The 19620-nt window shown below is 73.8% G+C and carries 17 protein-coding genes, 1 pseudogene and 1 riboswitch; of the genes and pseudogenes, 11 read left to right on the top strand and 7 right to left on the bottom strand.

The features are described 5' to 3' along the window. The first annotated feature begins 134 nt into the window (after positions 1–134). Together ABTY56_RS04400 and ABTY56_RS04405 are read left to right on the top strand one after the other, a co-directional pair. Positions 135–1127: an ABC transporter permease gene (locus ABTY56_RS04400; protein ID WP_350626416.1), complete on the top strand. Its 993-nt coding sequence runs from the start codon at positions 135–137 to the stop codon at positions 1125–1127. Between the two features lie 13 nt (positions 1128–1140). Continuing rightward, complete coding sequence (locus ABTY56_RS04405; protein ID WP_350626418.1) at positions 1141–2952, top strand: dipeptide ABC transporter ATP-binding protein; 1812 nt, start codon at positions 1141–1143, stop codon at positions 2950–2952. 81 nt (positions 2953–3033) lie between these two features. Here the strand turns inward: ABTY56_RS04405 and ABTY56_RS04410 are convergent, their stop codons facing one another. Next, entirely contained in the window at positions 3034–3237 is a 204-nt protein-coding gene (locus ABTY56_RS04410) for a hypothetical protein (RefSeq protein ID WP_350626420.1), read from the bottom strand. Positions 3238–3272: 35 nt separating this feature from the next. Here ABTY56_RS04410 and ABTY56_RS04415 point away from each other — a divergent pair, with 35 nt between their 5' ends. Next, positions 3273–3689, top strand: a complete 417-nt coding sequence (locus ABTY56_RS04415) for a cytidine deaminase family protein (RefSeq protein WP_502893019.1) — start codon at positions 3273–3275, stop codon at positions 3687–3689. A gap of 130 nt (positions 3690–3819) precedes the next feature. Then, positions 3820–4383 carry an EF-hand domain-containing protein gene (locus ABTY56_RS04420; RefSeq protein WP_350626424.1) on the top strand — a complete coding sequence of 188 codons (564 nt, stop codon included), beginning with the start codon at positions 3820–3822 and terminating at the stop codon, positions 4381–4383. A 257-nt stretch (positions 4384–4640) separates the two neighbouring features. On the opposite strand, the gene ABTY56_RS04425 is transcribed toward ABTY56_RS04420, so the two are convergent. Beyond that, positions 4641–5672 (bottom strand): EamA family transporter, encoded by a 1032-nt coding sequence (locus ABTY56_RS04425; protein WP_350626426.1) that lies wholly within the window; start codon positions 5670–5672, stop codon positions 4641–4643. A 132-nt stretch (positions 5673–5804) separates the two neighbouring features. Here ABTY56_RS04425 and ABTY56_RS04430 point away from each other — a divergent pair, with 132 nt between their 5' ends. The 6 genes and pseudogenes from ABTY56_RS04430 to ABTY56_RS04455 all read left to right on the top strand — a co-directional run bounded on the left by ABTY56_RS04430 (position 5805) and on the right by ABTY56_RS04455 (position 10372). Further along, positions 5805–6230 carry a gamma-glutamylcyclotransferase family protein gene (locus ABTY56_RS04430; RefSeq protein WP_350626428.1) on the top strand — a complete coding sequence of 142 codons (426 nt, stop codon included), beginning with the start codon at positions 5805–5807 and terminating at the stop codon, positions 6228–6230. Between the two features lie 272 nt (positions 6231–6502). Next, positions 6503–7771: a precorrin-6y C5,15-methyltransferase (decarboxylating) subunit CbiE gene (cbiE, locus tag ABTY56_RS04435; RefSeq protein ID WP_350626430.1), complete on the top strand. Its 1269-nt coding sequence runs from the start codon at positions 6503–6505 to the stop codon at positions 7769–7771. Continuing rightward, positions 7768–8529, top strand: a complete 762-nt coding sequence (gene cobM, locus ABTY56_RS04440) for a precorrin-4 C(11)-methyltransferase (protein WP_350626432.1) — start codon at positions 7768–7770, stop codon at positions 8527–8529. Before cbiE ends, cobM begins: the two co-directional genes overlap by 4 nt. Then, complete coding sequence (locus ABTY56_RS04445) at positions 8529–9275, top strand: cobalt-precorrin-6A reductase (protein ID WP_502893023.1); 747 nt, start codon at positions 8529–8531, stop codon at positions 9273–9275. Before cobM ends, ABTY56_RS04445 begins: the two co-directional genes overlap by 1 nt. A gap of 55 nt (positions 9276–9330) precedes the next feature. Next, positions 9331–9834, top strand: a pseudogene (locus ABTY56_RS04450) (DinB family protein). 31 nt (positions 9835–9865) lie between these two features. Then, on the top strand, positions 9866–10372 hold the full coding sequence (locus tag ABTY56_RS04455) for a protein-tyrosine phosphatase family protein (RefSeq protein WP_350626436.1): 507 nt from the start codon (positions 9866–9868) through the stop codon (positions 10370–10372). A gap of 25 nt (positions 10373–10397) precedes the next feature. Here the strand turns inward: ABTY56_RS04455 and ABTY56_RS04460 are convergent, their stop codons facing one another. Together ABTY56_RS04460 and ABTY56_RS04465 are read right to left on the bottom strand one after the other, a co-directional pair. After that, the gene (locus tag ABTY56_RS04460; RefSeq protein ID WP_350626438.1) at positions 10398–11927 is read right to left on the bottom strand and encodes a UDP-N-acetylglucosamine 1-carboxyvinyltransferase; all 1530 of its coding nucleotides are present in this window, start codon (positions 11925–11927) and stop codon (positions 10398–10400) included. A gap of 146 nt (positions 11928–12073) precedes the next feature. Then, on the bottom strand, positions 12074–13237 hold the full coding sequence (locus ABTY56_RS04465; protein WP_350626440.1) for a cobalt-precorrin-5B (C(1))-methyltransferase: 1164 nt from the start codon (positions 13235–13237) through the stop codon (positions 12074–12076). Positions 13238–13689: 452 nt separating this feature from the next. On the opposite strand from ABTY56_RS04465, the gene ABTY56_RS04470 reads away from it, so the two are divergent. Next, on the top strand, positions 13690–15429 hold the full coding sequence (locus tag ABTY56_RS04470; RefSeq protein WP_350626442.1) for a TIGR03767 family metallophosphoesterase: 1740 nt from the start codon (positions 13690–13692) through the stop codon (positions 15427–15429). A gap of 170 nt (positions 15430–15599) precedes the next feature. Here ABTY56_RS04470 and ABTY56_RS04475 read toward each other — a convergent pair whose 3' ends face one another. The 3 genes from ABTY56_RS04475 to ABTY56_RS04485 are packed head-to-tail and all read right to left on the bottom strand — an operon-like array spanning position 15600 to position 19131. Next, positions 15600–17120: a precorrin-2 C(20)-methyltransferase gene (locus tag ABTY56_RS04475; protein WP_350626444.1), complete on the bottom strand. Its 1521-nt coding sequence runs from the start codon at positions 17118–17120 to the stop codon at positions 15600–15602. Then, on the bottom strand, positions 17117–17743 hold the full coding sequence (locus tag ABTY56_RS04480; protein WP_350626446.1) for a precorrin-8X methylmutase: 627 nt from the start codon (positions 17741–17743) through the stop codon (positions 17117–17119). Before ABTY56_RS04480 ends, ABTY56_RS04475 begins: the two co-directional genes overlap by 4 nt. After that, positions 17740–19131 (bottom strand): ferredoxin-like domain-containing protein, encoded by a 1392-nt coding sequence (locus ABTY56_RS04485; RefSeq protein ID WP_350626448.1) that lies wholly within the window; start codon positions 19129–19131, stop codon positions 17740–17742. Before ABTY56_RS04485 ends, ABTY56_RS04480 begins: the two co-directional genes overlap by 4 nt. A 228-nt stretch (positions 19132–19359) precedes the next feature. Beyond that, a riboswitch (cobalamin riboswitch) is annotated at positions 19360–19445 on the top strand. Positions 19446–19620: the final 175 nt, after the last annotated feature.

The following is a 19620-nucleotide window of genomic DNA, read 5'->3' on the forward strand; positions in this document are numbered from 1 at the left end:
AGCGCCCCGAGCGGCCGGCCCGCTCCCGTCTCCCGCCGTTGGGCGGGGGCGGGCCCGACTCTCCCCGCTCCCTCTCCCGCCTTTCCTCTGCCCCCTTTCCCCCGCCCCCCGCCACGTCGACCCCCGGATCGGCCATGTTCTCCTTCGTCCTGCGGCGGACCGCCCAGGCCCTCGCCGTCCTGGTCGCGGTCTCCGCCGCCGCCTTCGCCCTCTTCTACGCCGCGCCCGCCGACCCGGCCCGCGCCGCCTGCGGCCCGCGCTGCGACAGCGGACAGGTCACAGCGGTGCGCCGGAGCATGGGCCTGGACCAGCCGCTCGTCGCCCAGTACACCGACTACCTGGCCGGGATCGTCGCCGGGCGGGACATCGACGACGTGGACGGCTCGACCATCCACTGCGCCGCACCCTGCCTCGGCTACTCCTACCGGCTGCACCAGCCCGTCGGCGAGGCCCTGGCCGACCACCTGCCGGTCACTTTCTCACTGACCGCCGGGGCGCTGGCCGTCCTGCTGGTGCTCGGCCTCGGCACCGGATTCGTCTCCGCGCTGCGGCACGGACGGCGGACCGACCGGCTGCTCTCCGGTTTCACCCTGGTCGGCGCCAGCGTCCAGATCTACTTCCTCGGCTACATCGCCCAGTGGCTCCTGGTCTACTCCACCGGCCTGCTGCCGCTGCCCTCCTACACCCCGCCGGCCGAGGACCCGGCGGCCTGGGCGGGCGGGATGCTGCTCCCCTGGCTCGTCCTCGGCTTCGTCAACTCGGCCGTCTTCGCCCGGCTTTCGCGCTCACAGCTACTGGAGACGATGAACGAGGAGTACGTCCGCACGGCCCGCGGCAAGGGGCTCGGGCGGCTGCGCACCCACCTCAAGTACACCGCGCGCGGCGCCGCCGGGCCGCTGGTGCAGCTGCTCGGGCTGGAAGCCGGGGCGCTGCTCGGCGGGGCAGTGATCACCGAGACGGTGTTCGGGCTGAACGGGGTCGGGCGGTTCGCCGCACAGGCCGTCGCCGGGCAGGACCTGCCCGCCGTCGTCGGCGCGGTGTTGTTGGCCGCCTGCTTCGTGGTGCTGTTCGTCGTGCTGGCCGACCTCGCGGTGGCCTGGCTCGACCCACGTGTCCGGCTGAGCTGAGGGGAACGGTTCGATGAAGTCCACTGTCACGGGGTCCACTGCCACTGCCGCGGGTGTCGGCGCCGGCGGTGCCGCGCCGGGTGCGACGTTGGGTGCCACGCCGGGTTTCGACGGGAGCACGGCCGAACCGGTGCTGAGCGTCCGCGACCTGACCGTCACCTTCGCCGACCCGCGCGGCGGCCCGCCGGTCACCGCCGTCCGGGGGCTCTCCTTCGACCTCGCCCCGGGTGAAGTCCTCGGCCTGGTCGGCGAATCGGGCTCGGGCAAGTCGACGGTCGGCCTCGCCGTCCTTGGCCTGCACGACCCGCGCACCACCACCGTCACCGGCTCGATCCGGCTGGGCGGGCAGGAGTTGGTGGGCGCCGGGGAGGACACGCTGCGCGCGGTACGGGGCGGCCGGGCCGCCCTGGTCTTCCAGGACGCGCTCACCTCGCTCAGCCCCTTCCACGGCGTCGGCGCCCAACTCGCCGAGATGTACCGCCTGCACCACCCCGGGGCGGGCCGCGCCGAAGCCCGTCGGCGGGCGGTCGAGATGCTCGGCCGGGTCGGCATCCCGGCGGCCCGGACGGGCGACCACCCGCACCGGTTCTCGGGCGGGATGCGGCAACGCGCGATGATCGCGATGGCGCTGATGAACGACCCACAGCTGCTGATCGCCGACGAGCCGACCACCGCCCTGGACGCCCGCGTCCAGCGGCAGGTCCTCGACCTGCTGGGTGAGTTGCAGCGCGAGCACGGCACGGCGGTACTGCTGGTCAGCCACGACCTGGGCGTGGTGGCCGGTACGACGGACCGCACGCTGGTGCTGCGCGGCGGCGTCCGGGTCGAGTCCGCGCCGACCGCCGACCTGCTGGCCGCGCCGCGCGAGCCGTACACCCGGGCGCTGGTGGGAGCGGCGCTCCGGCTCGACTCCGTACCCGGCACGGCACTTCCGACAGTTGACGATCCATCACCTCACCGCTCGTTCCGGCCGAGGGTCGTCGAGCGGCCCGCGCGGTGGCTGGTCGAGGTGGACGACCTCACCGTGCACTTCCCCGGGCGGCGGCGCCTCTCCGGCCTGCAACGCCTCCCCGGGCAGCAGCGCTTCCCCGGCCTGCAACGCTGCCCCGGGCTGCGGGCCGAGCCGGTCCGGGCGGTCGACGGCGTGGGCCTGCGGATCGCGCCCGGCGAGACGGTCGGCCTGGTCGGCGAGTCGGGCTCCGGCAAGTCCACCACCTCGCGGGTCCTGGCCGGCCTGCAGCGGCCCACCGGCGGCCGGGTGTCGTACGACGGCCAGGACATCACCCGCCCGGACCGGGAGCTGCGGCGCCGGCTCGGCCGCGAGATCCAGCTGGTCTTCCAGGACCCGTACGCCTCGCTCAATCCGCGCCGCACCGTCGCCCAGACCCTCGACACCCCGCTGCGCCTGCACACCCCGCTGACCGCGGCCGAACGGCGGGACCGCTCCGTCGAGTTGCTGGAGCAGGTCGGACTGGACGCCGGGCACCTGGACCGCCACCCGCACGAGTTCTCCGGCGGGCAGCGCCAACGGATCGGCATCGCCCGGGCCCTGGCGCCCCAGCCGCGGCTGATCATCGCGGACGAACCGGTCTCGGCCCTCGACGTTTCGGTGCAGGCGCAGGTGCTCAACCTGCTGATGGAGCTGCGCGAACGCCTCGGCATGGCCTTCCTGTTCGTCTCCCACGACCTGGCCGTGGTCCGGCACTTCTGCGACCGGGTGGCGGTGATGCACCGGGGCCGGCTGGTGGAGTCCACCGACCGGGACCGACTGTTCGCCGCGCCGCACACCGACTACACCCGGGAGCTGCTGGCGGCAGTGCACTGAGAAGGTACGCCGAGGCGGTGCACTGAGCAGGTACGCCGAGGTGGCGCACCGAGGCTGTGCACGGTGGGCGCGCCGAGGTGGTCAGCGCGGGTGGCCGGGGAGGAGCGCGTAGAGGTACATGTCGCGCCGCTGCGCGCCGACGCGCTCGGCCGGGACGGTGGTCACCAGCGGGATGTACGGGTCGGCCGCGGCCTCCCGGATGACGGGCAGGTCGGTGAGGCACCGGGGACGCAGGGTGACGGGGCCGACGAAATGCGTTGGCGCGATCGACGGCGGACGGATCATGATCGAAGCCTGTCAGGTCCGACCGGAGAGGTGTGATGAACATGTCGACCAGCAACCGGACGCCCGTGGACGAGAAGCTCGTCGCGGCGGCGCTGGAGGTGGCGCGGCGGTACGCGCGGGGCGACAACCACACCGTGGCGGCGGCCGGGCGCAATGCCGACGGGCGGATCGTCACCGCTCTGAACGCCTACCACTTCACCGGCGGGCCGTGCGCCGAGCTGGTGCTCATCGGCGCGGCGGCCGGGCAGGGGGCGTACGAGCTCACCACCGTCGTGGCGGTCGGCGACCGGGAGCGCGGGGTGATCCCGCCGTGCGGGCGCTGCCGCCAGGTGCTGCTGGACTACTTCCCGGAGGTGCGGATCATCGTCGGGCAGGGGGCCGACCTGCGCACCGTACCGGTGGCGGACCTGCTGCCGGAGACGTACGTCTGGGCCGATCACCAGGTGGACTGAGGGCTGCGCAGTCGGGGCGGACCGGCACCGGCGTTCGCCCTTCGTTCGGCTGCGCGAGCGCGGCTCAAGGCGTTAGCGTGCAGGCGATGTGACGTAGGAGACCCAGGGAACCGCCAGCCGAGGGGACACATTGTCGGACGACCTTCTCATCGCAAAGATCAACCACGGCTTCGATCACCTCGACGCCGACGGCGACGGCCTCATCACCGAACGGGACCACGTCCTGATGGGCCACTCGGTGGCCCGCTCGCTCGGCCACCAGGAGGGCTCGGAGGCGGAAGCCGTCATCGTCCGCGCCTACCTGACGATCTGGCACGACCTGCACCTCGCCCGGCTGCCCGCCGGCACCGAGGCGATCACCCGGCAGCAGTTCGTCGTCTCCACCGGCTCGCTCGTCGACGACCCCGAGGCCGCACGGGAGATCCTCGGCGCGCTCGCCGAGGCCTTCCTCGCCGTCGCCGACGCCGACCACAGCGGGACGGTGGACGCCGGCGAGTTCTTCGTCTTCCAGCGCGGCCACTTCGCCGGCCTGTGCCGCGACGACGCCGACGAGGCCTTCCGCCACCTCGACACCGACGGCGACGGCGTGCTGTCCGCGGCCGAGTTCACCAACGCGATCATCGAGTACTGGACCAGCCGCGACCCCGACGCACCCGGCAACTGGTGGACGGGCAAGCCCCCGCACGCCTTCTGAGCGGGACCCGCAACCCGGACCTCCGACCTGTACGAACCGGGGCCGCCCCCGCGAGCCGGAAGCTCGGGGGCGGCCCCGCGGGCTGTCACCCGGGCGGCGGACGGCGGCGGGACGGGCGGGCACGTCAGAGCGCGGGCAGGCCAGGAGCACGGGCAGGCAGGCCAGGCCCACGGGCGGGCGGCCAGAGGCGGGCAGGCCGGGGGCGGGACGATGCGGTCGACGACGGAGCCGGATGTTCGGGCGCGGGAACGCCGTCCTCAGCTACGAGCGGACGCGCCCTTCTCCGGACGGGCCGGCGTCGGACGGTGCCGCGGCCGCCGGCTGACGCTCACCACCAGGCAGACGCCCGCGACCACGATCGCCCCGCCCGCCAGGGTGGGGCCGGTCAGCGGCTCGGCCAGGATCAGCCAGCCCAGCAGCACCGCGACCACCGGGTTCACGTACGCGTAGGTGGCGACCAGCGTCAGTGGCGCGGAGCGCAGCAGCCAGGCGTACGCGGTGAAGGCGAGCAGCGAGCCGAACAGCACCAGGTAGGCGAGGGCCAGCCAGGAGCGGCCGGAGACGGCCGCCAGGTCCAGCCCGTGCTGCTCACCGCGAACCAGTCCGATCAGCAGATCGCAGAAGCCGCCGGCCAGCATCTGGTAGGCACTCGCGGCGAGCACGTTGCCCGGCATCGGGATCTTCTTGCTCACGAAGGAGCCGGTCGCCCAGAGCAGCGTGGCGCAGATGATCGCGATCACGCCGAGCGGCTCGACGGACCCGCCGATCGCCGGGGCCGAGAGCACGCCGAGGCCGGCCAGTCCGAGCAGCACACCGACGAGTTCGGCCGGCTTCGGGCGCTCGCCACCGAAGGCCGTCAGCACCACCATCCAGAGCGGGACGGCGGCCACCAGCAGGGCTGCCAGGCCGGAGGGGACGGAGGTCTCGCCCAGGACCACCAGTCCGTTGCCGCCGGTCAGCAGCAGCACGCCGACCAGGACGGAGGAGGCCAGCTGGCGCCCGCTCACCTTCAGCCCGGCCGGGCCCTGGCGCACCAGCAGGTAGCCGGCCAGCAGGAGTCCTGCGACGAGGAAGCGGGTGGCGGCGGAGAGGAAGGAGGGCATCGTCTCCACCGCGATCCGGATCGCCAGGTAGGTCGAGCCCCAGACGACGTAGACCACGGCGAGTGCGAGCCAGACCGCGCCGCCCAGCCGGCCGGCGGGGCGGGCGTCCTCGGGCGGGGAGGGGATGGTGTCGGTGGGTGTGTCGGGGGTGGCGCTGGCCGGTTGTGAGGAAGCGGGCGATGTCATGTGTGTCCCCCTTGGACGGTGCTGGCCGAACATCCGACATGACAGCGCATCGGCGGCCCGGTGCGCCAGTCGGTATCACGAATCGGACCGGAGGACGTACCGTGGGCGCTCCCCAGCCAGGAGGTCGAACCCGTGTCCGCGTCCGAGGAGGACCTGCCCTTCTTCGTCTACGGCACGCTGCGGAGCGGCGGCCGCAACCACGCGGTGCACCTGGCCGGACGCTGTGCGGACATCCGCCCGGCGGTGCTGGAGGGCGCCGCGCTGCACGAGGGCCCCGGCTTCCCGTACGCGGTGCCCGATGCGACGCCCGGGCGCCGGATCCTGGGCGAGCTGATCACCGTACGCCCGGGCGCGTACGCCGGAGCGCTCGCCGACCTGGACGTGCTGGAGGAGTGCCGGGCGGACGGCACCGGGCTGTACGTGCGGCGGCGGATGGTGGTGCGGACGGCGGCGGGCGGATCGCGGGACGCGTGGGTCTACCTCGCCGGGTCAACCGTGGCGGCGCGGCTGCGCGAGCGGCCGGCGCTGATCGAGTCGGGGGACTGGGCGGACAGGTGACAGCTTTCAGATTTCAGCGAACAGAGTTTGAAATCTGTCAGCTGTCATCTGTCCGCTGACATCTGTCAGCCGTGTTCCGCCGTCTGCCACCCGTCGCGTGTCATCCGTCGCCCGCTGCCAGTCGCCGCAGTCAGTCGCCCGCTGCCAGTCGGCCGCCGCCAGGCGCCGCAGTCAGTCGGCCGACCGCCCGTACCCGCCCGGATACCGCCAGGTAGGCTGCCCCGACCAGCAGGATCGCTGGACCCCAGGACCGAACGACGAGGAGCCACCCGGTGCCCGAGCTGCCACCCCCGATCACCGTCGTCGGGATCGGGGCCGACGGCTGGCCCGGCCTCGCCGCCACCTCCCGCGCAGCACTGCGGGACGCCGAGGTGATCGTCGGCGGCCCCCGCCAGCTGGACCTGCTCCCCACGGACGAGGTCACCGCCGAGCGCGTCCCCTGGCCGTCCCCGCTGCGCCCTGCCGTCCCCGCGCTGTTCGCCGCCCACGCCGGCCGCCGCGTCGCCGTCCTGGCCAGCGGCGACCCGATGTTCTTCGGCATCGGCCGCACCCTGGCCGAGACCGTCGGGGCCGACCGGCTGCGCGTCCTGCCGCACCCTTCCTCCGTCTCCTACGCCTGTGCCCGGCTCGGCTGGCCACTGGAGGCGACCGAGGTGGTCAGCCTGGTCGGCCGTCCGCTGGACACGCTCGCGCTCGCCCTCCACCCCGGCCGCCGCCTGCTGGTGCTCAGCGCCGACGCCGCCACCCCGGCCGCCGTCGCCGCCCTGCTCACCGAGCGCGGCTACGGCACCGCCCGGTTGCGCGTGCTCGAAAAGCTCGGCCACGCGCGCGAACGACAGCTCCACGGCCCCGCCGACGGGTGGCCGCACCCGCCCGGCGACGCGCTGAACCTGGTCGCCGTCGAACTCGGCGACGGCCCCCGCAGCTCCCTCGTCCCCGGTCTGCCCGACGCCGCGTACGAGAGCGACGGCCAGCTCACCAAGCGGCACGTCCGCGCCGCCACCCTCGCCGCGCTCGCCCCCTCGCCCGGCGAGCTGCTCTGGGACGTCGGCGGCGGCTCGGGCTCGATCGCCATCGAGTGGCTGCGCGCCCACCGCGACTGCCAGGCCGTCAGTGTCGAGCGCGACGCGGTGCGCGCCGGGCGGATCGCCCGCAACGCCGCCACGCTCGGGGTGCCCCGGCTGCGCGTGGTGACCGGCCGCGCCCCCGCCGCGCTCACCGAACTCCCCACCCCCGACGCCGTGTTCATCGGTGGCGGCCTCACCGCGCCCGGCCTGCTGGACAGTTGCTGGGCCGCACTGCGCCCGGGCGGCCGAGTGGTCGCCAACACCGTGACCCTGGAGTCCGAGGCGCTGCTCACCGAGTGGTACCGGCGGCACGGCGGCGAGCTCGTCAAGCTGGCCGTCGCCCACGCCGTCCCGGTGGGCGGCTTCACCGGGTGGCGCCAGGCCATGCCGGTCACCCAGTGGTCCGCCGTCAAGCCCGACACCGGCCGACCCGACACCGGCCGACCCGACACCCTCCAGGAGGACGCCTCGTGACCGTCTACTTCATCGGAGCCGGCCCGGGTGCCGCCGACCTGATCACCCTGCGCGGCCAGCGCATCCTGGCCCGCGCCGAGGTCTGCCTGTTCGCCGGCAGCCTGGTCCCGCGCGAGCTGCTGGACGAGTGCCCGCCCGACGCCCGGCTCATCGACACCGCCCAGCTGACCCTGGACCGGATCATCGCCGAGATGACGCGCGCCCACGACGAGGGCAAGGACGTGGCCCGGCTGCACTCCGGCGACCCGTCCGTCTTCTCGGCGGTCGCCGAGCAGATGCGCCGCCTGGACGCGGCGGGCATCCCGTACGAGGTCGTCCCCGGCGTGCCCGCCTTCGCCGCCGCCGCGGCAGCGCTGAAGCGGGAGTTGACCGTGCCGACCGTCGGCCAGACCGTCATCCTCACCCGGATCGCCAAGCGTGCCACGCCCATGCCCGAGGGCGAGAACCTCGCCACGCTCGGCCGCAGCGGCGCCCTGCTGGTGCTGCACCTGGCCGCCGGGTACGTGGACGACGTGGTCGAGCAGCTGCTCCCGCACTACGGCGCCGACTGCCCGGCCGCCGTCGTCGCGATGGCCAGCCGCCCGGACGAGCTGGTGCTGCGCGGCACCGTCGGCGACATCGCCGAGCAGGTCAAGGCGGCGGGCGTGGTCCGCACCGCCGTCATCATCGTCGGCCGGACGCTGGCCGCCGAGCACTTCCGCGACAGCCACCTCTACTCGGCGGACCGCGAGCGCCCGCACGAGCCCTGCGGGTCGTGATGCGCCACCTGCTCGTCCTCGGCGGGACGACGGAGGGTCGGGAGCTGGCCGCCGCCCTCGACGGCCGCCCGTCCCTGCGGGTCACCAGCTCGCTGGCCGGCCGGGTCGCCCGACCCCGGCTGCCCGCCGGGGAGGTGCGGATCGGCGGGTTCGGCGGCCCGGAGGGTCTGGCCGACTGGCTGCACGCCGAGCGGGTGGACGCCGTCGTCGACGCCACCCACCCGTTCGCCGCCGGCATGTCGCAGAACGCGGCCCTCGCGGCCGCCGCCACCGGCGTACCACTGTTGGTGCTCCGCCGACCCGGCTTCACCCCCGTCGAGGGGGACCGCTGGCTCCCCGTCCCCTCACTCGCCGCAGCGGCCGACCTGCTGCCGCGGCGCGGGGAGCGGGTCCTCCTCACCACCGGACGCCAGGGCATCGCCGCCTTCGCCCATGTCGACGGGGTGCACTTCATCGCCCGCTCGGTCGACCCGCCCGAGCCGCCGCTGCCGCCCTCCTTCGAAGTCCTGCTGGACCGCGGCCCGTTCACGATCCAGGGCGAGGAGGCACTGTTGCGCGCGCGCGACATCGACGTCCTGGTCACCAAGGACAGCGGCGGCGCCGCGACCGCGCCCAAGCTGGCCGCCGCCCGCGGCCTCCGGCTGCCCGTCATCATCGTGGAGCGCCCCCCGGTGCCGGACGGCGTGCCGGTCGTGCCGGACGTGGCGGGCGCGGTGCACTGGCTGGAGCAACTGGGCTGGTGCTGAGTCCGGTCCGCGGAAATGCCGGGCGGCGGCGCCGTCCGCCCGGCAGGATGGCCCGATGGCCGACGATCAGCGCACCCTGACCCCGAAGACCGCCGACGAACGCACCACCCTGGCAGGCTTCCTGGACCACCAGCGCGACACCCTCGTGATGAAGTGCGCCGGCCTGACGACCGAACAGCTCCGCGCCCGGGTGCTGGCTCCCTCCGGCCTCTCCCTGCTCGGCCTGGTCCGGCACCTCGCCGAGGTGGAGCGCAGCTGGTTCCGCAACGTCCTCGCCGACGAGGGCGTGCCCGGCTTCTGGAAGAACCCCGACGGTTCCTTCGCCGAGTTCGACGTCGACACCGCCGACCCGGACGAGGCGTTCGCGACCTGGCGCCGCGAATGCGACCACGCCCGGGAACTCGTCGCCGCCGCATAGTCGTTGGACGTCCTGGGCCACTACGGCGAGGAGGCCTTCTCGCTGCGCTGGATCCTCACCCACATGATCGAGGAGTACGCCCGCCACAACGGCCACGCCGACCTCCTGCGCGAACACCTCGACGGCGCCACGGGCGAGTAGCGCCGGACGGGTCGGCCGAGAGGGAGCACCGGTGCGGACCCGCCGGAAGGAACGCGGCACCCCCGGACCGTCGGACCCGTGGAACGAGATCGTCCCCGGGCTCTGGATGGGCGGGCACTACTTCACCCCGCCCGGCGGCGAGCTGGAACCCGCCGTCGTACGGCGCGAGTTCGACCTGGTGGTCAGCCTGTTCACGCTGCCCGGGCACGGTCCGGCACCCGGGGTGGAGCACGTCGTCCGGGAGGTGCCGGACGATCCGCTCTCCCCCGGCCAACTGCTGGCCGTCCAGGAGGCGGCGGAGCTCACGGCGGCGGCCGTCCGCCGGGGCCGCCGGACGCTGGTGCGTTGCCACTCGGGCTACAACCGCTCGGGCCTGGTGGTGGGGCAGGCACTGGTCGGTCTCGGCCGGGACAACGGCGAGGCGGTCCGGCTGGTCCGGGAGCGGCGGTCGCCCTGGGCACTGAACAACCCGGTGTTCACGGAGTACCTGAACACCGGGTTGGACGTGGCGATCCTGCTGACCGGCCTCGACGGGTGAGGCCGGTCACCGGAATGACGGACCGTCAGATGTCGCGGAAGGTCTCGATCTGGGCGCCGATCGAGTTGAGGCGCTCGGCCAGGTCCTCGTAGCCGCGGTTGATGACGTACACGTTGCGCAGGACGGAGGTGCCCTGGGCGGCGAGCATCGCGAGGAGGATGACGACCGCCGGGCGCAGCGCGGGCGGGCACATCATCTCGGCGGCGCGCCAGCGGGTGGGGCCCTGGACCAGCACCCGGTGCGGGTCGAGGAGCTTGACGTCCGCGCCCAGGCGGGTCAGCTCGGTGAGGTAGATCGCGCGGTTGTCGTAGACCCAGTCGTGGATCATCGTGGTGCCGTGGGCGGCCGCGGCGATGGCGGCGAAGAACGGCACGTTGTCGATGTTGATGCCGGGGAAGGGCATCGGGTGGATGGTGTCGATCGGCGCGGTCAGCTTGGAGGGGCGCACCGTGAGGTCGACCAGGCGGGTGTGGCCGTTGTGGGCCCGGTACTCGGGGGTGCGGTCGTAGTCGAGACCCATGCCTTCGAGCACCGCGAGCTCGATCTCCAGGAACTCGATCGGCACCCGTCGGATCGTCAGTTCGGAGGAGGTGACGACGGCGGCGGCGAGCAGGCTCATCGCCTCCACCGGGTCCTCGGCCGGGGTGTAGTCGACGTCGCAGGTGATCTGCGGGACGCCGTGCACGGTGAGGGTGGTGGTGCCGATGCCCTCGATCCTGACGCCCAGCTCCTCCAGGAAGAAGCAGAGGTCCTGGACCATGTAGTTGGGCGAGGCGTTGCGGATGACGCTCACGCCGTCGTGGCGCGCGGCGGCCAGCAGGGCGTTCTCGGTGACGGTGTCCCCGCGCTCGGTCAACACGATCGGGCGGTCCAGCGGCGCGCCCGGCTCGACCGAGGCGTGGTAGGCGCCGCCGGTGGTGGCGACCTCCAGGCCGAAGCGGCGCAGCGCCGTCAGGTGCGGCTGGACGGTGCGGGTGCCGAGGTCGCAGCCGCCCGCGTACGGGATGGCGAAGTGCTCGGCGCGGTGCATCAGCGGGCCGAGGAACATCAGCACGCTGCGGGTGCGGCGGGCGGCCTCGACGTCCATCGCGGCGAGGTCCAGCTCGGCGGGCGGGGTGAGTTCGAGGTCGCGGCCGTCGTTGATCCAGCGGCTCTTGACGCCGATGCTGGTGAGCACCTCGAGGATGCGGTAGACCTCCTCGATCCGGGCGACGCTGCGGATCGTGGTGCGGCCGGTGGTCAGCAGCGAGGCGCAGAGGATCGCGACGCACGCGTTCTTGCTGCTGCGGACGTCGATGGCGCCGGAGAGGCGGGTGCCGCCGGCGACCCGCAGGTGCATCGGGCCGGAGTAGCCGAGGGAGACGATCTCGCTGTCGAGGGCTTCGCCGATGCGGGCGATCATCTCAAGGCTGACGTTCTGCTTGCCCTGTTCGATGCGGTTGACCGCGCTCTGGCTGGTTCCGAGTGCCTCTCCGAGCTGCGCCTGGGACCAGCCACGGTGCTGACGCGCGGTGCGGATGAGGGTGCCGATACGGGTGAGGTAGTCGCCTGTCACTCGCCAGACCATATCTCATGGTTGAGATGGCGATGGAACCGAACGGCGGCGTGGCGTTCCTTTTGTCCGCTTCTCCCCCTGTATGGACGTCAGATCTTCACATCACCAAGCGACGTTGTCACGCTCCCGTGACAGTCGTGACGGTGTCACGGCCCCAGCGGCTCCGCCCGGCCGACGATGGTGCCGGCCCGGTCGATGCAGACGACGTCCACCGCGACCGGCGAGCCCAGCAGTACACCGAGCGCCGTCGCCCGCGCCGCCTCGGCGACCAGATCCCCGAGCGGAACCCCGGCGGCACGGCACAGTTGCACCGCTTCCAGTCCGGTGTTGGCGGCCGCCACCGCCGCGGTCAGCGCCTCGTCCGCCCCGCCCGCCCGGGCCAGTTCGGCCAGGTACCCCTTGTCCACCTGGGAGCGCGCCGAGTGCAGGTCGAGGTGGCCGGCCGCGAGCTTGGACAGCTTGGCGAAACCGCCCGCGATGGTCAGCCGGGGCACCGGGTGGCGCTTCAGGTACTTGAGCACGGCGCCGGCGAAGTCGCCCATGTCCAGCAGCGCGTCCTCGGGCAGCCCGTGCACCGCGACCGCGACCTTCTCCGACGTCGAACCGGTGCAACCGGCCACGTGCGTGCGCCCCGCCGCCCGGGCCACGTCCACGCCGCGGCGGATGGAGTCGATCCAGGCCGAGCAGGAGTAGGGGACGACGATCCCGGTGGTCCCGAGGATCGACAGGCCTCCGAGGATGCCGAGCCGCGGGTTCCAGGTCGAACGGGCGATCTCCTCGCCGTGGTCGACGGAGATCTCGACCACCACGTCCCCGGTGCCGCCGAACCCGGCGGCCACCTCGGCGACGGCGTCCCGGATCATCTGCCGGGGCACCGGGTTGATCGCCGGCTCGCCCACGGGCAGCGGCAGGCCGGCCTTGGTGACCGTCCCCACCCCGGGGCCGGCCCGGAACACCACCCCGGTGCCGGGCTCCCCGGCCCGGACGGTCGACCGGATCAGTGCGCCGTGCGTGACGTCGGGGTCGTCGCCGGCGTCCTTGACCACCCCGGCCATGGCGTGGGGCTGCCCGTCCGTCCCCAGCCCCTCGGCGGCGAGGGCGAAGGAGGGCTGCTGGCCCTTGGGCAGGGTGACGACCACGGGGTCGGGGAACTCGCCGGTGAGCAGCGCGGTGTACGCGGCCTTGGTGGCGGCGGTGGCACAGGCACCCGTCGTCCAGCCGTGCCGCAGGCCGCTGCTCTTCAGCTGGCCGGCCCGGCCGCCCGCCCCGGCTTCCGCCTGGGCTCCGCCTTCGGCTCCCGCTGCGGCCACCTGCGCCTCGCTTCCGACGGCGCCCGCGCCGTCCCGTCTTCCCTGCGGCCACCTCGGCCGCCGCCGCCGATTTTCCCCCACGCGCCCGGGCCGGGCCCTACCGGGGTTACCCGGGGGCGGGCGGAACCGAGCGGTAGCGGGCGGAGCCGGGCAGTGGCGGGCGGAGCCGGGCAGTGGCGGGCGGAGCCGGGCAGTGGCGGGCGGAGCCGGGCAGTGGCGGGCGATGGCGGGCGGAGCGCGAGTGGCGGCACGGGCTGCCGGGGAGCGGTGCGCGAGTCGCGGAGGAGTTCTTCCGATCCGTTCCCGAAGTGTTCGCTGCACGGGTCTCGCCCCACGGCCTACCAGTGAGTAATGTGGCCGTCCGCCAGATGCGGGTTCATGACACGTCGGTCCGGTGAACGGGTTGTCCGCCCTGCCGGGCCATCAGTATGTGGGGGTTTTTTGTGGCAGGGATGAGTCGGCGTACGTTCCTCACGGGTACGTCGGTGGCCGCCGTGTGGTCGGCCTTGTCGCTGGGCGGCGCGCAGTTCGCCTCGGCCGCGGCGCGCGACCAGGCGCTGGCCGCCACGGCCGCGCGGGCGGTCAGAGTCACCGGAACCACGCTGGAGCAGGTGGCCACGCCGGTCGGCACCGGCGGCTACAAGCGGCTGACGGCCGGTCCGGGCTGGCCGCTCATGGTGCGCGGCGACCTGGCGGCGGCGGGCTCCGGCCGGGACGACCGCCGTACCGGCCTCGCCAGCTTCGTCCAGTTCAGCGACCTGCACCTGGTGGACACCGAGTCCCCGGTGCGCTTCGAGTACCTGGCCCGGTTCACCGGCAGCGCCTACCGGCCGCAGGAGGCCCTGAACGCCCGCGGTGTGTCGGCCCTCGTCGAGCGGGTCAACTCGCTCGCCGGCGGCCCCTACACCGGGATGCCGTTCAGCATGGTGATGGCCACCGGCGACAACACCGACAACCACGAGCTCGCCGAGCTCGACTGGTACCTCAAGGTCATGGGCGGCGGCCGACTGGCTCAGAACACCGGTGACCCGAACAGCTACGAGGGCGTCCAGAACTCCGGCAACTCGGCCTACTGGAACCCCGAGCTCTCCTACAACGACGGCTACAAGGCCAAGGGCTTCCCGCAGGTGCCCGGCTTCCTCTCCGCCGCCGGCCGCCCCTTCGACGCGCCGGGCCTGCGCACGCCCTGGTACACGACCGTCGGCAACCACGACGACAGCATCGAGGGCACCCTTCCGGACCTCGGGCTGCTCAACGACCTCTACACCGGCCACTACAAGCTGGAGGGCTGCGACGACGCCACGGCCGCCCAGCTGATGGACTCGCTGCGCCGCGACCCGGCGGGCGCCGTGCTGCTGCTCGCCAAGCTGATCGCCAGCGGCGAGGCCGTGCGCCGGATCACCCCGGACGAGCGCCGGAAGCCGTTCACGCTCAAGGAGTTCGCCAAGGCCCACCTGGACCCGGCCGCCACCGGCGCGGGCCCGTACGGGCACGGCTTCACCTCGGACATGGCGAGCAGCGGCAAGCTCTACTACACCTTCCGCATCTCGGAGAAGGTGGTCGGCATCAGCCTGGACACCACCAACCAGGCCGGGTTCGCCGACGGTTCGCTGGGCACCGCGCAACTGCGCTGGCTGGAGCAGCAGTTGAAGGCGCACAGCGGGCACTGGTACGACACCAACGGGAACCGGGTGACGGGCGGCAACACGGACGACCTGATCCTGGTCTTCAGCCACCACACCAGCACCAGCATGGGCAACCTGCTGCCGGACCCGCGGAACATCTTCGAGAAGCGGCACGACGGCAACGAGCTGGTGGCGCTGCTGCAGCGCTACCCGAACGTGGTCGGCTGGGTGAACGGGCACACCCACATGAACAAGATCACGCCGCACGGCCACGCGGTGCCGGAGCGGGCGTTCTGGGAGATCAACACCGCCTCGCACATCGACTACCCGCAGCACGGCCGGATCATCGAGGTCACGGACAACGGGGACGGCACGATCTCGCTGTTCACCACGCTGATCGAGTCCTCCGCGCCGTACGGGACGGACTTCGGCAGCACCTCGGACGCCAACCTCGCGGCGCTCTACCGCGAGCTGTCGTACAACGACCCGAACGGGCGGGTGACGTCGCTGCTGGGCTCGGGCGAGGACCACAACACGGAGCTGCTGCTCGCCAAGCCGACCCGCTGACGACGGACGGCCGAGTGAGACGAGCCTGACGAGCCTGACGAGCCTGACGAGGCGGACAGGACGCACAAGACGGACGACAGCTGACAGATGACGAAATCTGTCAGCTGTCGTCTGCTATCTGTTGCCTGTCAGCTGTCAGCTGTCAGCCGGGTTTCGCCGGCCGCCCGCCGTCACTCCTCCGGGTACCGCCGGGGCGTCCAGACGACCTCCACGCCGCCGCCCCGCTCGACCGCCCGGGTCTGCGAGGAGCCGATCAGCAGGATCGTCCGCATGTCGACCAGCGCCGGGTCCAGCTCGCCGAGCCGGACGATCCGCACCCGCTCGGTCGGCCCGCCGACGTCGCGGGCCATCACCACCGGCGTCTCCGGGGCCCGGTACTCCAGCAGGAGGTCCCGGGCGAGGCCGACCTGGGTGGTGCGGGACTGCGAGCCCGGGTTGTACAACGCGAGCACCAGGTCCGCCTCGGCGGCGGCGCGCAGCCGCTTGGCCACCACGTCCCAGGGCTTGAGCCGGTCCGACAGCGACACCGTCGCGTAGTCGTGCCCGAGCGGGGCGCCGGCCCGGGAGGCGGCCGCGTGGGCGGCGGTCATCCCCGGCAGGACCCGCACCGGGACGTCCCGGTAGGCCTCCTCGCAGGCGACCTCCAGGACGGCGGTGGCCATCGCGAACACTCCCGGGTCGCCCGAGGAGACCACCGCGACGCGGTGCCCGCGACGCGCCAGCTCGAGGGCGTACTCGGCGCGCTCCGACTCCACCTTGTTGTCCGAGCCGTGCCGCCGCTGTCCCGGGCGCTCCGGCACCCGGGCCAGGTAGGTCGTGTAACCGACCAGGTCGGTGGCCTCGGCCAGCGCGCCGCGCGCCTCGGGGGTGAGCCAGAGCGGTCCGGCCGGCCCGGTGCCGACGACGGTGACGCTGCCCGTGCCCTCCGTCAGCCGGACCTCGGGCTCCAGCGGCGCGACCTTGCTCGGCAGCACCGCGACCGAGAAGTACGGCACCGTCTCGTCGTCGACCTCCGCGAGCGGCGCGATGCGCTCCCCCGCCATGAAGGCCCGCTCGACGTACTGGGCGTCCGCCAGCCGCCCCGCCCGTTCCAGGGCCCGGCGGACGGTCGGGAAGGTGCGCCCCAGCTTCATGATCACGGCGGAGTCGGCCGACGCGATCCGCGCCGTCAGCTCCTCCTCGGGCAGCGTGCCCGGGATGACGGTGAGCGTCTCCTCGGCCTCGGTCAGCGGCTGTCCGAGCCGGGCCGCCGCGGCGCTGACCGAGGTCACGCCGGGCACGACCTCGGTCGGGTAGCGGTGCGCGAGCCGCTTGTGCATGTGCTGGTAGGAGCCGTAGAAGAGCGGGTCGCCCTCGGCGAGGACGGCGACGTCGCGGCCGGCGTCCAGGTGGGCGGCCAGCCGGGCGGCGGCCTCCTCGTAGAAGTCGTCGAGCGCGCCCCGGTAGCCGCCGGGGTGGTCGGTGGTCTCGACGGTGAGCGGGTAGACCAGCTTCTCCTCGATCTGACCACCCGTCAGGTAGCGCTCGGCGATCGAGCGCGCGATGGACCGGCCGTGCCGGGCGCTGTGGTACGCCACCACGTCGGCCTTGCCGATGAGTTCGGCGGCGCGGACGGTCACCAGCGACGGGTCGCCCGGGCCGAGCCCGACGCCGTACAGCCGCCCGACCGAGGCGTTCTGATGCTCCGTCACTCTTCTTCGCTCGCAATCGCGTTGACGGCGGCGGCGGCGATCGCGCTGCCACCGCGCCGGCCGCGCACCACCAGGTGCTCCAGGTCGGACGGGTGCTCGGCCAGGGCCTGCTTGGACTCGGCCGCGCCGATGAAGCCGACCGGGACGCCGATCACCGCGGCCGGGCGCGGCGCGCCCGCCTCGATCATCTCCAGCAGCCGGAACAGCGAGGTCGGCGCGTTGCCGACGGCGACCACCGCGCCCTCCAGTCGGGGCAGCCACAGCTCCATGGCCGCGGCGCTGCGGGTGTTGCCCATCTTCCGGGCGAGCTCGGGCACCGACGGGTCGGTGAGGGTGCAGATCACCTCGTTGTCGGCGGGCAGCCGCTTGCGGGTCACCCCGCTCGCGACCATGTTGACGTCGCAGAGGATCGGCGCACCGGCGTGCAGCGCGGCGCGCGCGGAGGCGACCACGCCCGGCGAGTACACCAGGTCCTCGACCAGGTCGACCATCCCGCAGGCGTGGATCATCCGCACCGCGACCTGGGAGACGTCCGCCGGGAGGGCGGCCAGATCGGCCTCCGCGCGGATGGTGGCAAAGGACTGGCGGTAGATGGACGCGCCGTCCTTCTCGTACTCGATCACTTCGTGGTCCTCCTGGCCTCGGCGACCGCCTCGGCCATCTGCTCGTTCGTCACCTCGGCGGCCATGGGGGCAGCCGCCGGTCCGTTCACCGTCACCCGGTAGCCGTGCCCCGTGGCGAGCACGTCCACCCATCGCCCGGCCGGGTGGCCGCAGCGCCGTTCACAGCCCGACCAGTGGACGGGCAGCGCGTCGCGGACCGCGTCGGCATCCGCGGACCGGATCCCGCCGGCATCCGCGGACCGGACCGCGTCACCACTCGCGGACCGGGGGTCGGAGTCCAGCGCCCGGGCCGCGTCCGAGCGGACGTCGGCGAGCGACTTGGCGCACCCCGGCAGCCCGGTGCAGGCGGTGGCCCGCTCCCAGGGCGAGCCCGGCCCGGTACGGAACCCGGCCTCGGCCAGTCCCGGCAGCAGGTCGACGGAGGCGCCGGGCACAACCGCACCGCGCCAGGGCGTCAGCCGCAGCTCACCGGCCGCGGCGGTCGCGGCGGCGACCAGCGCCCGCCACTGCGCGGCGCTCGCGCGGCCGAATCGCAGGCCCACCGAGAGCCCGCCGGGATGCGCGCCCACGGCGGGCGCCGCACCGGCGAAGTCGGGCAGCGGCACCGAGCCGGCCGGCAGCAGGTCGGGCACCTCGCGCAGGTGCCAGGCCTTGCGTCCGCCCGCCCGCAGCGACGTCAGGAAGGAACGGGCCGCGTCCAGCACGGCCGTCACCTCCTGCCCGGCCTCGACCGGGTGTCCGTGGCTCGACCGCCCGAGGCGCAGCACGGCGGGCCGGCCCGCGGCAGCGGCCCCGGCGCCTGCGGTCCCCGCGGCGGCTTCCCCCGAGCCGGCTGCCCCCGAGCCAGGGGCCCCAGAGCCTGCGATCAATGTCACATCTGCGTCGAGCGCGGCGACGTCGCCCCGCCCGTCGTCCAGCGCGAACAGGAACTTGCCGGAGAGCCCGGCCGCCCAGTCGCTCGCGCACAGCCGCGCGTCCAGCTCCCGCACCCAGGCCTGGACGTCGGCGCCCGGCACGGCGTCCAGTCCCGCCAGCGGCGAGGCGACGATGTTGCGGACCCGCTCGTGGGTGTCCGAGGGCAGCAGCCCGACGGCGCGCAGCCGCTCGGCGAGGTCCGTCGCGCACTGCGGTGCCAGGCCGCGCAGTTGGACGTTGCCGCGCGAGGTGGTCTCCAACTCCCCGTCGCCCAGGGCCTCGGCGGCCTCGGCCAGGGCGAGTGCCTGACGGTCCGTCAGCAGGCCGCCGGGCAGGCGGATCCGGGCCAGGGCGCCGTCGTCGGCCTGGTGCAGACGCAGTGCCCCGGGGCAGGCGTCCCCGCGCCCCCGGTCGGGCACCTCCCGGTCGGGCACGGCGGCGCCCGGCGCGGTGGCGTCAGGTGTCGGTGGCATGGCGGCGAGCATACAGATGATCCGATCGCTTGCCTCCGTCCGCTGCATCACACTCCGGCGCACCCGACGCGTACGCCGGGCGGCCGGTCCACGCGGCCGGGGCCCGTGCGCCGGTCGGTCCGGAGCCCCCGACCGAAAGCTCACTCTCCCCCAGGTCAGTCGTACCCCGTACGATGCTGGGCGGACGGTCCCGGCGGACCGTCCGCACACGCCAGCGACGGCGCAGGGGAGGAAACCGGTGCAAGCCCGGTGCGGTCCCGCCACTGTGACCGCGGTTCACCGGGAAGCCGGTCGGCCGCGGGAGCCAGGAACTCCTGCCGTCCTCCACCGGCCCGGGGCGCGGACCCCGAGGAAGGCAGAAATGCACCAGCGCTGTCGCATGCCCGCGCACGCGTCCACGGCCGTCTGCGCGACGGCCCCGGCCGGAGTCACGGCCGCCCCGGTCCGTATTCCGGCCACCCCGGCCCACTTCACGACCGTCCCAGCCCG

Origin of the sequence: Kitasatospora sp. NPDC097691 (assembly GCF_040302665.1) — a bacterium.
In the GTDB taxonomy this organism is placed as follows: Bacteria; Actinomycetota; Actinomycetes; order Streptomycetales; family Streptomycetaceae; genus Kitasatospora.